12 protein-coding genes are annotated in these 16019 nt (G+C 36.5%); 9 read left to right on the forward strand and 3 right to left on the reverse strand.

Translation table 11 applies throughout. From position 1 onward, the window contains the following. Nucleotides 1–88: 88 nt before the first annotated feature. From ACHRVX_RS13710 to ACHRVX_RS13720, 3 genes are all read right to left on the reverse strand, one after another. Nucleotides 89–1495 carry a RagB/SusD family nutrient uptake outer membrane protein gene (locus ACHRVX_RS13710; RefSeq protein WP_395333097.1) on the reverse strand — a complete coding sequence of 469 codons (1407 nt, stop codon included), beginning with the start codon at nucleotides 1493–1495 and terminating at the stop codon, nucleotides 89–91. Nucleotides 1496–1512: 17 nt separating this feature from the next. Beyond that, on the reverse strand, nucleotides 1513–4995 hold the full coding sequence (locus ACHRVX_RS13715) for a SusC/RagA family TonB-linked outer membrane protein (protein ID WP_395333099.1): 3483 nt from the start codon (nucleotides 4993–4995) through the stop codon (nucleotides 1513–1515). Between the two features lie 205 nt (nucleotides 4996–5200). After that, nucleotides 5201–6352: a FecR family protein gene (locus ACHRVX_RS13720; protein ID WP_395333101.1), complete on the reverse strand. Its 1152-nt coding sequence runs from the start codon at nucleotides 6350–6352 to the stop codon at nucleotides 5201–5203. A gap of 278 nt (nucleotides 6353–6630) precedes the next feature. On the opposite strand from ACHRVX_RS13720, the gene ACHRVX_RS13725 reads away from it, so the two are divergent. The 9 genes from ACHRVX_RS13725 (at nucleotide 6631) to ACHRVX_RS13765 (ending at nucleotide 15741) form a co-directional block, all read left to right on the forward strand. After that, nucleotides 6631–7227, forward strand: coding sequence for an RNA polymerase sigma factor (locus ACHRVX_RS13725; protein ID WP_395333103.1), 597 nt, complete (start codon nucleotides 6631–6633; stop codon nucleotides 7225–7227). A gap of 246 nt (nucleotides 7228–7473) precedes the next feature. Then, nucleotides 7474–7851 (forward strand): SDR family NAD(P)-dependent oxidoreductase, encoded by a 378-nt coding sequence (locus tag ACHRVX_RS13730; RefSeq protein WP_395334091.1) that lies wholly within the window; start codon nucleotides 7474–7476, stop codon nucleotides 7849–7851. A 298-nt stretch (nucleotides 7852–8149) separates the two neighbouring features. Continuing rightward, nucleotides 8150–8872 carry a helix-turn-helix domain-containing protein gene (locus ACHRVX_RS13735; RefSeq protein WP_395333105.1) on the forward strand — a complete coding sequence of 241 codons (723 nt, stop codon included), beginning with the start codon at nucleotides 8150–8152 and terminating at the stop codon, nucleotides 8870–8872. Between the two features lie 176 nt (nucleotides 8873–9048). Beyond that, nucleotides 9049–9993 (forward strand): NADP-dependent oxidoreductase, encoded by a 945-nt coding sequence (locus ACHRVX_RS13740; protein ID WP_395333107.1) that lies wholly within the window; start codon nucleotides 9049–9051, stop codon nucleotides 9991–9993. Between the two features lie 51 nt (nucleotides 9994–10044). Continuing rightward, nucleotides 10045–10281 carry a hypothetical protein gene (locus ACHRVX_RS13745; RefSeq protein WP_395333109.1) on the forward strand — a complete coding sequence of 79 codons (237 nt, stop codon included), beginning with the start codon at nucleotides 10045–10047 and terminating at the stop codon, nucleotides 10279–10281. 317 nt (nucleotides 10282–10598) lie between these two features. Beyond that, a complete protein-coding gene (locus ACHRVX_RS13750; protein WP_395333111.1) occupies nucleotides 10599–11492 on the forward strand; it encodes an SDR family NAD(P)-dependent oxidoreductase in 894 nt (297 codons plus the stop codon). Nucleotides 11493–11773: 281 nt separating this feature from the next. Continuing rightward, a complete protein-coding gene (locus tag ACHRVX_RS13755; RefSeq protein ID WP_395333113.1) occupies nucleotides 11774–13177 on the forward strand; it encodes an NAD-dependent succinate-semialdehyde dehydrogenase in 1404 nt (467 codons plus the stop codon). Between the two features lie 258 nt (nucleotides 13178–13435). Next, entirely contained in the window at nucleotides 13436–14944 is a 1509-nt protein-coding gene (locus tag ACHRVX_RS13760) for an ATP-binding protein (protein ID WP_395333115.1), read from the forward strand. Between the two features lie 374 nt (nucleotides 14945–15318). Then, nucleotides 15319–15741 carry a response regulator gene (locus ACHRVX_RS13765; RefSeq protein ID WP_395333117.1) on the forward strand — a complete coding sequence of 141 codons (423 nt, stop codon included), beginning with the start codon at nucleotides 15319–15321 and terminating at the stop codon, nucleotides 15739–15741. The last annotated feature ends 278 nt before the right edge of the window (nucleotides 15742–16019 follow it).

The following is a 16019-nucleotide window of genomic DNA, read 5'->3' on the forward strand; positions in this document are numbered from 1 at the left end:
ACATTCCCACTATCTTTAATTTGGATTTTATGATTCATTATTTAAAAGCTTCCCTTTCGAAAAATCCTAATAAGGAAGCTTTATTTAATTATTTAGATACATTTTGTGTAATGGTTCCATTTCCAGGATTTCTTATTGCCCCTTGCGGAAACGGCATAGTCCATAAATGTGAACTTTTTGACAAAGTGTAAGTGATACCGTTTACTGTTTTAGATAAACTCACAGGATAAGTACCCTCTGCAATCAGACGTCTCGCATCTCCAAAAGGCACAATGGTAAGAATAAGTTCATTATTTTTGGTTTTCAAAATAGCATTGACGGCCTCAGTTGTATTGGTCGCGGAAATGTCCTGATATGACACCGGCAGTATTCTTGACTTTCTAACTTCGTTTAAAACATCCATAGCATCATTAATTTGTCCAGCACGGGCTAAACACTCAGCCTTAATCAGATAAACCTCCACTGTTGTTATCCCGCCATAATTAAATGTACCTGCCAGAGTTGACTGATAGTTTGTCTCTGCCCCAAGCGTTCTGATTTTCCAGCGTGATAGAAAGCGGGCATCACCCGTCTCAAAGCGCTGGGCGCGCTCTACCGGAATATCACTTTCTGTTGCAAAATAATAAACTGCCCCATGACGAAAAGTATAATTTTCTGTATAATCGTATCCCATTGGTGACATTGTATTTATGTACGAATCGGGAATTTCAATTATATTCTTGTTCTGCTCATAATATGCTGTCCAGTCATATAGAGCATTATTCTCTGAAAGAGCCAGTTCAGCATATTTTAGTGCCTCTGTATAGTTGGTCATCTGAAGCAATACTCTGGAATAAAAAGCATAACCTGCCCCTAAGTTCGGATGTAGGGCTGTCTGGGAAACTTTTGGCAGGAAGGGGATCGCATCCCTGACATCGCTTAGAATAAAATCATACATTTCCTGAATTGTTACCTGCTTGCTTGGCGCGTAGATATTGGCACTGGTAATCAAGGGAACCGATAATTTCGTAGCAGCTGTTGCTGCTGCATAAGTGTCTGCATAATAATTAACCAAATTGAAGTAATTCATGGCACGCAAAACTTTTGCTTCGGCCCAAACTTCCCTTTTTTGCTCTTCGGTAGCCTCGGTGGCCGTTAGTGCATTTTCAATAATTAAATTAAATGTCGATATCCCTGCATACTGGCCATAGTAAGTAGTTTCATCAGCCCGGTTGAGTTCGATACGGTTAGCTGTTTCATCCCACATATAATTGGCATTTGTAAGCCTGTCATAGGATAAGGTTGCGGTTGTAACATACTTATCATTTAACAAATTCAGAGTTTGATCAACGTTTGCTGACTGGCTGGTATACTCATCACGCAGAAAAGCTTCATAATCTGCTAACGTGGTTGGTCTTTTAGATCCTTTTGGCAAATCATCCAAATAACTCTCACATGATGTAAAAGCACTACCTAAGACTAATGAGCATATAATGCTATAATATATTTTTTTCATTGTACAGTCTTTTTAAATTAGAAATTAACATTTACACCCAAAACAAAATTTGGAGACTGGTAACCTCCCAGAAGATATTTAGCATCCTTGCTTTTTGCCAAAGTAAAAACATTCTCAACATTAAAGTTAAAACGGACATTTTGCAGTTTAACTTTATGCATAAGCTGTGAAGGCAATTGATATGCCAGTGAGATATTACTTAATCTCACATTTGATGCATCAATAATATTAATATCAGCATACGAATATATTGCCTGCAGGTCAGAACTGTATTCCGGATCATACTCGTAAACAGCTCTAGGAATGTCTGTGTTTGCCTCATCTCCCGGCTGTCTCCAGCGGTTTGCAATATTTTTATTCACTACTCCTATTTCAGTTAAATAACCGCCATAAGCACTTGAATAAACATTATTTAACATTGGCAGGAAATTATTTCTCATTTTATGACCCAGCTCATAAATGAAAAGTGCCGATAGCGAAATGCTTTTATAATTAACCGATGTATGGAACGAACCGCTTTGTATTGGTACCATCGTACCATAATCCTTGATCGCTTCTAAATCGCTTGGGTTATATGTCACTGCAGTTCCTGTGGCATCATAAACCTGCGGCAGACCAGTACTACTTAAGCCTGCCCATTTATATCCATAAATAGAATTGAAATCCTTGCCTACTCGCGGATATGCTCTTGGATAATCTAACTGAAGATAGTAGGCAGGTGCCTCTACGTTCACATAATCTACTTTGTTTTTATTATTAGCATACAGTAATGTTGCGTCCCATGAGAAAGAAGGTGTTTTGATAATGATGCCACTTAAAGTTACCTCGAATCCTTTATTGGTCATACCACCGTTATTAATTGAATAGGTTGAGTAGCCCCAGCCTTCAGTAGGAACACCGGTAGTATTGGCCAGCAGGTCCTCTCCTTTTTTATTATAAAAATCAAAAGTACCGCTCAACCTTTCTTTAAATAATGAAAAATCTACACCAACATTGGTAGTTGTTGTTTTCTCCCAAGATAATTCAGGATTAGGTCTCGAGTTGATACCGCCCTGCATTCCACCTACATTGGTATTTCCGTAATAATAGGACGTAAGATAAGGTGCTGAATCCTTAGATATATTTCCTCCAATACCATATGAAGCACGGAGTTTAAGCCTGTTAATGATTGAAGATTTAAAAAATGATTCTTTATCAACATTCCATCCAGCACCTGCTGACCAGGTAGGTTTATTTTGATACTTGTTGTCTGTACCCCATAAATTAGAGCGGTCCCATCGAAGACTTCCTGTTACCGAATATTTTCTGTCATAAGTGTAACCGGCATTACTATATAATGACACATAGCGATTTAAGGTTTCACGCGCCGCACCAAAATCACCCTGTCCAAGATACCCGCCAAATATAGAGCCATAAACCTTAAGCAGCGCTGCCTGATTTACTGGTGTAAACGTCAGCGATTGATCATCCCAGCCATACTGTGTATTTTCTTTCGCTTCCATTTTATTATGACGTATTTCCGTCCCTGCAAAAGCACTTATTTCATGGACACTATTATAAATCTTTTCAAAATTTAACTGCTGACGAAAAGTGTATGCATTGGAATATATGTTACTTTGCCTTAATATATCACCATACGGCAGATTATATACTGCAGTATTAGATGGCGAGATCGTAACCAAACCGTTAACAAGTGAGCGGACGCTGTAAGAATCCTTATCACGAAGTTGGCTGGAGCGGTCGGCTCCAAATTCATATTGGAACATCGTATTTAATGATAGTGCGGAACTAAATTTTATATTTAATTTTGCAAACGTTCTGTTTAAAAAATTTTTCCCTTCCAGTAAATTTCTTCCAAACTCGTCCATTGGAGTAATATCCATATTGTAAAGACCGTAATTCTGCATTGACTGAAGCCTATAGGCGCTATAACGCGAAGCTGCCGTTGAGCTAAAGTTAGTACCATCATCATTAATCAGCTGGTTGTAGGGCTGGTATTTAAATTCAGGACGCAAAGGATTAAAACTCTGTGTGTCACTTTGATTGTAGTAAATATAAGTTCCTAAATCAAGAGAAAGCCATTGATTAATATCAGTTGAATTTTTTATATTAAGGCCTAGGGACTGGCTATCAGAATTCTTATCCTCAAATTGATTTCCTTTATAGGTCAGTGAAGCATTAAAAGTATTTGATTCTGTCGCTTTTCCTACACTTATATTATGCTGCACAAAATATTGATCACGTTTTGCATATTTTGCCATATCATCATAATATTTAAATCCTTTTGATGCAAGACCGTCCAAACGGCTGTTCATCTCTGACATGGAAATATTGCCAGCATACCCATTTAGGATAGTATTCATGCCAAGACTTGTAAAAACCGCATTTTGAAGCAGCGAGTTTGAATACCCCTGCGCACTTCCATCTGTTGCCTGCAAGTAAGGATTGCCAGCGGCCCATCCTCTTTCCAGATCCACTATATCTGAAGAATTTGTCAAATTTCCTGTATAATATCTATAAGGCGTAACGGTAAGATTACTGGAAAATGAGATGTTTGTCTGACCTAATTTTGCTTTTTTTGTTGTAATGACCACAACTCCATTTGCGGCACGTGCACCATAAATTGAAGCTGCAGCAGCATCTTTAAGCACAGTAATACTTTCAATATCATCTAGATTAAGATTAGCATCTTCTACCGGAAATCCATCAATTACATACAAAGGGGTAGTAAGACCTTTCATTGAGGTTGTTCCCCTTATTTGTCCATTTTGATATCCAACAATACGCCCTTCTAATATATTATCAAGACTGCTTAAACGCTGTTCTTTAAAATCCTCAGCTTTTATCTTTGACACCGATCCAGTAACCTGTTCAGCTGAAATATTTTGATAACCTGTAGTTATGACCAGCTCACCTAACTTAAATGTCTCTTCTTTTAAAACTACATTGATAATACTTTTACCTTCGACTTTAATTTCTTGTCGCACATATCCCAGATAAGCAAACGATAAGGTAGTTTGTCTACCAACTGTAATTATTTGATATTCTCCATTAAAATCAGTCTGTACTCCATTTCCGGAACCATTGTCAGAAACTGCGGCACCGACAAGCGGCATGCCTTTATCATCTGTCACCTTACCTCGCACATTGAAATCTTCATTTCGCCTGACTGTAGGGGAAGGTGACACGACTGGGCCTGTTTTAGCAGTCAAAATAATCTGGTCATCTATAATTTTAAAATCTGTTCCTGTATTTTTAAAAATCAGCGCTAAAATTGCCGACATTGGAACATCAACGGCGTTGACATCAACTTTATAATCCAGATCCACTACTTTTACATTATAAACAAATCTGTACTTCGTTGTAAATTCAATTTTTTCAATTATATTCCCAATACTCATATCCTTAGCACTGAAGGAATGTTTCTTTTTTTGGGAATAGACTGTCCCTGCCTGCATAACAGAGAAAGCAGTAAATAAAAATAATACGGTTAATTTCATCTTCAAATCGAATTTCAAAAAAGGTTTCTCAAACCTTATTGTGTTCAAGAGATTTTTCATACTTTTAAATGTTTTATTTTGGTTGGTTAGTTAACTGACCGCCTTTATTACGCCGGAAAATGTTAGAGCATTTTCCGGTTTTTTTTTAATGACAGTCCTGGCAATATATTTTTTTACATAGGCATTTATATTTAATAGTTAAAATTTACTGGATTGTTATTTTATCTTCCTTGATTACATACCTCAGCGCGTAGCTTTCACTGAAGTACTTTAAAATATCTTCAATTGACTTATTATCAAAATTGGCATTAAAAACTTCATTGGCGAGTTTTTTATTATTATTTACAATAGTTACACTGTAGTTACGTTCAAGCTTTTTAATAATCTCCTCAAAGGATGCATTTTTAAATACTAAGTCGCCATTCAGCCACGCAGTATAGTATCTCGTATTTACACTGTTCACAGTAATTTTCTGACCTCCTCTAGTGCAAGAACCCTTCAGGCCGGGATTTAGAAACACCTGATTAACCGGTGTTATTATATCCTTATAAAGTGAAACCTTACCTTCAACTAGAACAACATCCGTACTTATATCTTCAGTGTAGCTGCTTACATTGAATCTTGTACCCAAAACCTGCACATTAATATCCTGCGTATTAACCGTGAAAGGATGCTGTTTATCTTTTGCAACTTCAAAATACGCTTCTCCAACCAGAAAAACCTGGCGGGATTTGTTCTTTGAGAATTGCACCGGATATCTAAGGGAGCTTCCAGAATTCAAATACACTATTGTTCCGTCCGAGAGTTGCACATCGAACCTTTTCCCATAAGGAATTTTCAGCGTATTATAGGTAACCGGTCCTTCCAAGTTCGCATCTGAATATACCAGTCTTTTATTGTTAATCTTACCAATCGTTTTTCCAAATTTATCTGTGATGTCCCGGGTTTTGGATGGATCAATTATTTCTGACGCTTCATTACCAATCTGCAAAACAATTTCATTTTCTTTTGGAATGATAACATTCTCTTTCGACACAGATAGAATATCACTTTTATAGAAATAAAAACTTCCAAGTACTACCAGCAAAATTGCAGCATACTGGTAAAAAGATGTATAGTTCCTTTGGTAGAAAGTTTTATCTTCCTTCCGGATTATCTCGGTAAGTTTTTTTTTTACTTTGGAAGAATCATATTCACTAAGCAATATATCGGCGGCGTAGTTAGCTTTTACGAATTGAGCAAAAATCTCTTTGCTTCCATCTTTATCAAGCCACTGAGTCAACAAATTCATCTCTTCCTGCGTAGCCTGGTTGGTGAGATACTTTACAATTAAACGTTCTGACTTTTTTAATGCCATCTTTATCTTTCTTTATGCTAAAACGAATGAATAATAATTGACCCCGTAAATTTTTTAAATAATATTTAAATTTTAACAAATTGTTACCAAATTGAGAGTTAATACTGTCAAATACTTCAAATTTAGTCTATGTTAAAGAGAAATTATACCATAAATAGAAAATAGAATTATTCACTAATTTTCATGCAAAAGAAAAAAAATCTCAAACAAAAGAGCGTTATACTGAAAATAATATTCAATTACTTTTTTAAAACAAACAATTTTATATATTTGCTCTAATGAAAATCAATCAATTCAACGAAAATGAAACTTTAGTCAATTCCCTTATTAAAGGGGATGAAAAAGCATATATGTATTTGATTGATACCCATCATCAGAGTTTATGTGCTTATGCAAATAGCCTTGTTAAAAATATTTACACAGCTGAAGATATTGTACAAAACACCTTTATAAAAGTTTGGGAACAGCGCGATGTATTGAAGCCTAAAAATTCCATTAAAAGCTTTTTGTATAAGTTGGTATATAATGAGTTTATAGATATATACAGAAGATCACAGCTACTATATACAGTCGAAAAAAACTATTTTGAATCACTAAACAACATAGCTCATGAAGATGATTCAGAATCTATAAATCAAATATTAAGTGCTGTAAACAAACAAATTGAAACGCTTCCTCCTAAGTGCCGCAATATATTTATTTTAAGTAAAAAAGAAGGACTGACAAATATTGAGATTGCTGAGCATCTGGAAATATCAATTAAGACTGTTGAATCCCAAATGACAATAGCCCTAGCTTCATTGAAAGGTTCCTTGGAGGAGAAGATAAAAAACTTTCTATTTATTCTTTTTGGAAGAAAAAAAATCACTTTGTAAAGTTAGTTAGACGTCATTTTCGCAATGAATAACAAATATATTGAGAATACGTTTATTTTATTATTAAAAACAAAAATCAGTTATTAATTTATCTTCAAACAAATCAGTAAAAAGACTTTCCACTTAATTTTCATAGATTTGATTCGTGTACAATTATCCTGGCCTCGAAAATGCCCTTTTATTTTCCCCAGATATCTCCGATATCATTATCAAATATAGAATACTATTTCCAAGAGCTTCGGCCTTATCGAAGTAACGCAGCATTTTCTGGAATTGCTAAAAAAATCAGACGAGCCAAGAATTGTCAATGTTTCCAGTGATTTGGCTTCATTGAGTAATCACAAAGATCCTGAATATCCATTCTACGAAGCTAAAGTTGCTGCATATTGCTCATCGAAGACCGCACTTAATGCTTTTACTGTAATGTTATCACACGAACTTAAAAATAAAACACGATTCAAAATTAATAGTGTCAATCCAGCATTTACAGCAACTGACCTAAATCACTTTACAGGAACACAAACTATTGAACAAGGAGCAAATGCTATAGTAAAATACACAACAATTGGCAATGACGGGCCAACTGGTGGTTTCTTCGACCAGGAAGGCGAAATTGCCTGGTAGGAAATTTTCAAAAGATAAATAATGAAGAGCTGGAGTTTACACTTCAGCTCTTTTCTGTTTAACTCGCTAAATCAATTCTGACGATCAAAATAGAATCATCAAAAAAAACTATAAGATAAATTCATTCCTGTATTTATGTATGTTTTATAATTAATTATGAGAATATAAAAGCCACTTTGGACTTAGAAGTTCCCTTTAAGTGAAATATGTAAAAAGTTACCTTATCCATAGTGTCCGGTGTGGATAAATGTAATATTATTGTAAAGAAAAAAAGCTATTATTAAATTAAAAGCCAACTATGAATCAATTTGTTTTAGGTCTGCAGGCACGAAATCTAACTGTTGAAATTCACCACCATTCTGCATACCAGATCGTTTTATCAAATGATACGCCTTTTAATTCAACTATCAGCGGTAAGCTTCATGAGCATATTCACGGTTTTCTCATAAAGCCTCATGTCAGGCATTTGTGTGTAGCAGAAAAAGGAACATTAAATGTTTTGAACATAGAACCCTACTCCTCGATTGGTTTAGAGTTATCAGGCAGGTTTAAAGAAAATCAAGAATCTATAATTTTTGATTCTCCATTAGAAACAAATGCTTTCTTTGATACACCTGCAAACAGTCTTAACATTAATGTGGTGCTTGAAGCCCTGCTTTCAAAATTACCAGCTGCAGATTATGATGAAAGGGTAAGTAAAATAGTTGAGTACATTAAAAATAATTACTACAAATCAGATATAACACCGCAGACCTTTGCTGATATCGTGTTTCTTTCCCCCTCACGCCTGGCCTCTCTTTTTAAGCAGCAGACCGGAAGCAGTTTGTCAAAGTACTTATTGTGGACACGACTGCGACAAGCGATTTATATTGCTCTAACAGATAAAGAAAAAAGCCTTACGGATATTGCGTATGATACTGGATTCTATGACCTTCCGCAACTAAACAAGTATATGTACGAAATGTTTGGAATGCCGCCTAAAGCCTTAAAATTCAGCAGCGATTTAATACAGATTTACTAAGTTAGCAACATACACCTATTTTCTGGAGGGTATCGGCATCATTGCTGATAACCTTTTTTTTATTTCCTAGATTCTATTTATGTTTTCCAAAACACAATAGTGATTTGATACAAGTTTGGCTGGCAGCATATCTGCAATTTTGCCTTATCAAATCTAAACAATTAAAAATTTTAAACATGAGAGCAATAGCATACAAAGATTTTGGAAACACAGCTGTTTTACAAATTATAGAACAAACAAAACCTATGATTCAACCTGAACAGGTTTTAGTCAGAGTAAAAGCATTTTCTATCAATCCAATGGATTGGAAAATAAGAAAAGGAGAAATGAAACTAATGTCAGGATCGAAGTTCCCAAAGCATACGGGAGCTGATTTTTCGGGCATTATTGAAGATATTGGATCTTCTGTAAACAGTTTCAAAATTGGAGATGAAGTTTTTGGAGTGGTAAAAAACATAATGAAAGAAGGCGCTTCATCAGAATATGTTGCCGTGCCGTCTTCCCTGGTTTGGAAAAAACCTGAAAACATCAGTTTTGCACAGGCTGCTTCTATTCCTGTAGCGGGAACAGCGGCCGTAACTGCCATCGAGAAAATGGGTAAAATTAATTCTAAAACTTCCATTTTAGTTAATGGTGCAACAAGCGGTTTCGGAATGTTTTTATTACAATTATTAAAGGAGTACGGCGCAAACCTTACAGCAGTTACAAGTACAAAAGGTATAGAGTATGCTAAAAAATGGGGTGCGGATACGGTCATCGATTACACGAAGGAAAATATTCTTTTACACAGAACTGCCTATGACATTATCATCGACTTGTCCGGCAAACTGGGATATAAAAGCGCAAAAGAAATCATGAAGCCTAAATCTATTTTCCTGAACCCAACCCCACGGCCAATTGAAATCCCGCTCTCAATTTTAAAAAACCTGTTTACAGATAAAAAACACACTGTCATTCTTTCAAGTCCTGGTACAGCTTACACTAATATTCTGTTAGATGCAGTGAATAAGGGGCTGGATATCGAGGTTAATAAGGTATTTCCTTTCTCGCAATATGAAGAAGCTTACCGATATGCAGAAAAAGGCGGCTATACAGGAAAGATTGTCATAGAAATAAATTAATCAAATAAATAATCAAAACAATGATCACGAAAATTGATAATACCATAAAATATGGCAGACAGCCCGAAGGTTTTGGAAAAAGGAGGTGTTTTACAAGGGCTGCAGATTTTTATGCGACCTGAAAAAAATAACCTCCCTGCACAGTTCCAATTTCTCGATCTGCCAGAAATCTACAGTATAAACCAATGGCGAGAAATAGCAGGGAAAGGAAATGATTACCCGCTACAAATTGGAAGTAATACCTGGCTGATGGATTTGCGATTAGAAAAAGGCGAAGAAATCATTTAGCCAGAACCTGCCTCCAAAAACTCAGAATTTCTTTTTTATGTATTTCATGCAGAGATAAACCTAAAGGACAGAATATTGCTTAATGGAGGTGAAAACGCAATAATTTAAAGTCAGCGCCCCGCATTTTCGGCTTTGGAAACTAGTGGGATCGTACTGTTTATTACAGAGCGTGAAGCTAAATATTTCGACCAAGGCATGTACAGTGGCAATCTGCACCAATGATCAGCAAATAAATTATGAACAGTGATTTGATACAAGTTTATCATCGCTGATTACAACACCTTTGCAATGTAATAAATAACTAAAAATTTAAAAAAATGAAACGAAGAATAGTAATACTTGGAGCAACAGGAAATGTTGGAAGCAAAATTGCAGAAAACCTTTTAAATGAGGGCCACAATGTAATTGTTATTGCCAGAAATACAGAAAGACTGGAAAAATTCCGCAGCATGGGTGCCGAAATCATTGCAGGGGATGTAAATGATGCTGAAGTTCTTACCAATGTTTTTAAAAATGCAGATAGCGCCTTTCTCATTCTGCCAGATAATGTTAAAGCTGAAAATACCAGAAACTATCAAAGACAGGTAACGGGAAACTTCATTGAGGCTATTGAAAAGTCTGGCATAAAACATATTGTAAACATGAGCAGTCTAGGTTCCCATATGCATGAAGGAAACGGAATGATGGGAGGAACAGCAGAACAGGAAGTCCGATTAAATCAATTAGCCTGTGTAAACGTCCTGCATATTCGTTCTGCCTATTTTATGGAAAACTTTTTAAGGACTATTGCTCTGGTAAAAAGCAAAGGAATTAATGGAACTGCTGCAGATGGAGATCATCCTATCCCAATGGCAGCAACAAAAGATGTCGCAAAAATTGCAGCAGGGCATCTGGCAGATCTTGATTTTGAAGGCAAAAGCGTCCATGCTGTGATGGGACCCCGCAACTACACTATGAGGGAATTTACCAAAATTGCCGGTGAAGCTATTGGAAACCCAGATTTACAATATGTTCAAATTCCTTTAGAACAGGCAAGACAAATCTTTTCAGGCAATGGTTTTACCGAAGATTTCATAGAAAATCTGTTAGAGATGGCAATTGGCATTAAAGAAGGGATCTTTAATTATCAAAAAAGAGATGAATATACAACCAGCCCAACTACTGCTGAAGATTTTGCAAAGGAAGTTTATGCAGCCGCATATAATAATTAAATTAGAGCTGGCTTCAATTCAGCCATAAAAGTTAAGGCAGTTTTAGAAAACGAGAATAACGGATTGTTTTTTTGACGCTGTACTAATCAGCAATTTCTATTATAATTTACCGTATCCTCATTTTTAGTAGTTCTACCAAAATATACTACTAAGTCGATATTATGGTTTGATTTGATAAACACTTTGCAACTTTAACAAAGCGATAATAAACATTAACAGTACGCTAAGGTTATTGGAAAACCTATAGACTACCTTTATAAGAATACTTTAAATATTATATTATGGAAAATTCAATTAAAGAATCATCTGTTAAATCAGTCAATCCGTTTACTAACGAAATTGTGAAACAGTTTGACGTTATGAACGATAAAGAGCTCGAGTCAAAAATTTCAAAAGCAGACGCAGCTTTCAAAACCTGGAAAAAAACCGCTTTTAATGTCAGAGCTAAATTATTGCATAAAGTAGCCTCTATCATGCGCGACAGAAAAAAAGAATTAGGGGCCTTGGCCACACTGGAAATGGGTAAATTACATCGGGAAGCGATACAAGAAGTAGAACTAAGTGCCGCTATTTTTGATTATTATGCTGACAATGGCGAAAAATTTCTGGCTGATAGTCCGTTAGAAACTCCTATAGGGTCTGCTTTCCTTAGCTATGAACCGCTGGGCGTTTTACTTAGTGTCCAACCTTGGAACTTTCCTTTCTACCAGATTACCAGATCAGCGGCGCCTAATATAATGGCTGGGAATACGATGCTTTTTAAACATGCTTCAAATGTACCCCAGTGTGCTCAGCTTATGGAAGATATTTTTCTGGAAGCCGGTGCTCCCGAGGGCGTTTACCAAAATCTTTTTATACCCGGTGATAAAGCAAGTGAACTTGTTGCCGATTTACGTATTAAAGCTGTTACCCTGACCGGGAGCGAGCCAGCCGGAGCATCGATTGCAGCGGCAGCCGGTAAGTATATCAAAAAATCAACTTTGGAACTTGGCGGAAGCGATGCATTTATTGTGCTAAATGATGCCAATGTAGATGAAGCTGTTGAAGCTGCCGTAAACGGCCGTATGTGGAATGCAGGACAAGTTTGTACTTCTCCTAAACGAATTATTGTTGAGGAAAGCATTGCAGATTCATTTTTAGAAAAAGTTAAAATGAAATTTGCCTCTATTAAAGCGGGAGATCCTATGAGCCCAGAAACAACACTTGCTCCTCTTAGCAGCGAGAAAGCCGTTGAAGGTGTTATCAAACAAGTGCAGCAGGCAGTAAAAGAAGGCGCTACTGTATTATTGGGCGGTAAACGAATTGATCGCAAAGGTGCTTTTATGGAACCGACCCTACTTACAAACATAGAGCCTGGAAACTCTGCTTACACCGAAGAAATCTTTGGCCCGGTATTTATGTTTTATAGTGTTAAAGATGAAAATGAAGCGGTAGAACTTGCTAATGCCACTAATTTTGGTCTTGGCGGAAGTGTTTTTAGCGGCGATGAAAAAAGAGCGTTAAATGTAGCGCGACAAATAGAAACCGGAATGGTTTACATCAACCATCTTACAGGCATTACCCCAGAACTGCCATTTGGGGGAACTAAAGGATCCGGATATGGCCGCGAACAATCTCCTGCCGGAATTTATGAATTTGTAAATGCTAAGCTTATACGAATTACAAAAACTTCAAATCCAAATTAGAAAGATTTTTTTTTCTATAAAGAGTCCGTTTGGGTAAATACCGAAACGGACTCTTTTTTTTATTTTTGGTTAAAAAATTATAATGAAGTATGATATATATTTAATAAACAACTAAAAATTTAAGAATATCAAATAAAAAAGTTTAGATCAATGCATTGAGGGTCAAAACATTGTAATGATGAAATATTCATATAAATTATTATAACAGAAAATGCGGCCAGCTAAAATAAATTCGTAAAAAATCTAAATCTGGCACACATGTATGATAATCTACTGCTTTTAAAAGACATTGTGAATCAAACCCCTCTGCCAATAGCTGTTTATTTAGGAGAAGAACTCAAAATAGAACTGGCCAATACAGCTATGATACAGGCCTGGGGCAAGGGAGATCAGATTATTGGAAAAACATACCTTGAGTTGCTTGCTGAAATTGAAAACCAGCAGTTTTATCAGCAGGCTGTCAGTGTGTTTCAAACCGGGATCCCTTTTCATGCCAAAAACAAAAAAGTGGACCTGGTCATTGATGGTGTCTTGCAGTCCTACTACTTTAACTACAGCTTTATCCCTCTTTTTGACAAACAGGCAAAAATATACGGTATTATGAATACAGGCTCAGATGTGACAGCACTGCATCTGGCAAAGCTTCAGACCCAAAGCGCAGAGGAAAGGCTCAGGATCGCTATTGACTCTTGCGGAATAGGCACTTATGAAATAGATCTAGCTACAAAAAAAATCAAAACCTCTGGAAATTTCAATACAATCTGGTCCCTTGATAAGGAAACAGCAAATGAAGAACTCATTACAAAACTTCATCCCGAGGATCAGGCACTGCGGGAAAAAGCACATCAGCAGGCACAATTGACAGGAAAAATGTGCTATGAGGCCCGAATCATAAATGCCGATCAGACTATTAAATGGGTTAAAATTAACGGCAAAATCATCACAGACGAGAATGGGATTCCTGCCACTATTATTGGGATTGTACAGAATATCCACGAGCAAAAAGTGTTTGAGCAGGAATTAAAAAAACAGGTCGCTGAAAATACCCGCGAACTGAGAAGATCCAATGAGGACCTTATGCATTTCGCCAATATTGTAAGCCATGACCTGAGGGAGCCGGTTCGAAAAATTAAAATCTTCAATACCTTATTAAAAGAGGAAAAGCAATCCGATTTCAATGAAAACTCCAAAAAGTACTTCAGTAAAATTGACCAGTCGACCCAAAGGATGGAAAATATAATAGAGGGGATACTGGCCTACTCCACGCTGGATAAAAGCATGCAGCCAATTGAAAATATTGACCTGAATGAGGTTATTGAAAATATTAAAACAGATCTGGAACTAATCATAAAGGAAAAAGGCGCCATGCTGCATACTTGTAAGTGTCCACAGATAGAAGGTGCCCCGATCCTGATCAGCCAGCTTTTCTTCAACCTGATCCAAAATGCGCTGAAATTCTCCAATGCAGATGAGCCTCCTAGGATTACTATGACCTGTTCGATATTAAATAATAATGACAGGGACTGGGTAGAAATCACAATAAAAGACAATGGAATAGGACTTGATTCCGCGTATGCGGAGAAAATCTTTACAGCCTTTGAAAGACTGCATTCCAAAGACCAGTATGAGGGCAACGGGCTTGGCCTGGCACTCTGCAGAAAAATAGCCAAAAGACACAACGGAACGATCAATGCCAAAGGAGAAAGAGATAATGGGGCAGAATTCACTGTTGTCCTGCCCTTAAAACAGGCAGGCGAAGCGCTTTAATTTTTTCTTCTGCTTTAAACTTTAGGCCTTTTCAGCAAACTTTCCCACTTATGAGATTTATTGCCTGCCAGATAAGGGATGGTAAAATGGAACCGAAGGGTTCATAAATATCCCTACTTGGAATCTGCAGTGCAAAAGTGATAATGATAAAGATTCCCAGCAATATCTCACATATACGCAATAAATCTTCTTGAAAATAAATCCAAAAAAAATCATGGGCACAAAAAGGATTAAACTATAGAATAACTGATGCATAAAGAGCCCCATAAAATTCGGCTTTCAACCACCTGGCTGACGATCTTTGAACATTTGGCTTCTAAGTATGAATATGTAAAAAAAACTTTATACATTTAGATCCCTTTAAAACCTATAAAATGACAAAGAACGGTAATATCCTAATAATAGAAGATGATGCAGATGACAAGGAAATTTTAGAAGATGTAATCGTATCTCTTGGCAACACCAACAAAATAGTGTGGAAAATTAATGGCGCAGAAGCACTTTCCTATCTTTGCGAGAGTACTGAAAAAATGCTGATTATTTTCTGCGATATGAACATGCCAATTATGAATGGACTTGAATTAAAACGACTTATAGATGCTGACCCGATTCTGAGAAAAAAAAGTATCCCTTTCATTTTTTATTCCACTGCTGCAACGCAAAGTGCCATTGAAGAAGCTTACACTACACTCAGCATTCAAGGTTTCTTTAAAAAAGAAAATGATTATCATAAAACAAAATCACTGGTAAATACTGTACTGGAATACTGGAAAACCTGCGTTCACCCAAATAACTAAGTTTGAATTAATTTCTTTCAGTTATTTAATTTGTTTATAATTTCAATTTGCGTGTCACGGCAAAATGCCATTTTAATATCATTGAGTTCAATTATAAATTTGGGAAAATTCAGCACCTTATTGCCCTGTATGCAACACTAAAGCCAGCTTGGAGAATACCTATAACAAACAAACGTGCCTTCCCTTTTCGTTAATTTCACGAAAAGGGAAGGCACACCGCTTAGAGCGCCCCGCAATTGACCGACCAGAGGAAGGAAGCTCAATTGCGGGGCGGGCGG

The sequence above is a fragment of the Flavobacterium sp. FlaQc-47 genome (assembly GCF_044006475.1).
In the GTDB taxonomy this organism is placed as follows: Bacteria; Bacteroidota; Bacteroidia; order Flavobacteriales; family Flavobacteriaceae; genus Flavobacterium.

Coding starts and splice junctions, on each gene's coding strand:
- ACHRVX_RS13710 (WP_395333097.1), bottom strand. CDS start 1,495: ATGAAAAAAATATATTATAGCATTATATGCTCATTAGTCTTAGGTAGT.
- ACHRVX_RS13715 (WP_395333099.1), bottom strand. CDS start 4,995: ATGAAATTAACCGTATTATTTTTATTTACTGCTTTCTCTGTTATGCAG.
- ACHRVX_RS13720 (WP_395333101.1), bottom strand. CDS start 6,352: ATGGCATTAAAAAAGTCAGAACGTTTAATTGTAAAGTATCTCACCAAC.
- ACHRVX_RS13725 (WP_395333103.1), top strand. CDS start 6,631: ATGAAAATCAATCAATTCAACGAAAATGAAACTTTAGTCAATTCCCTT.
- ACHRVX_RS13735 (WP_395333105.1), top strand. CDS start 8,150: ATGAATCAATTTGTTTTAGGTCTGCAGGCACGAAATCTAACTGTTGAA.
- ACHRVX_RS13740 (WP_395333107.1), top strand. CDS start 9,049: ATGAGAGCAATAGCATACAAAGATTTTGGAAACACAGCTGTTTTACAA.
- ACHRVX_RS13745 (WP_395333109.1), top strand. CDS start 10,045: ATGGCAGACAGCCCGAAGGTTTTGGAAAAAGGAGGTGTTTTACAAGGG.
- ACHRVX_RS13750 (WP_395333111.1), top strand. CDS start 10,599: ATGAAACGAAGAATAGTAATACTTGGAGCAACAGGAAATGTTGGAAGC.
- ACHRVX_RS13755 (WP_395333113.1), top strand. CDS start 11,774: ATGGAAAATTCAATTAAAGAATCATCTGTTAAATCAGTCAATCCGTTT.
- ACHRVX_RS13760 (WP_395333115.1), top strand. CDS start 13,436: ATGTATGATAATCTACTGCTTTTAAAAGACATTGTGAATCAAACCCCT.
- ACHRVX_RS13765 (WP_395333117.1), top strand. CDS start 15,319: ATGACAAAGAACGGTAATATCCTAATAATAGAAGATGATGCAGATGAC.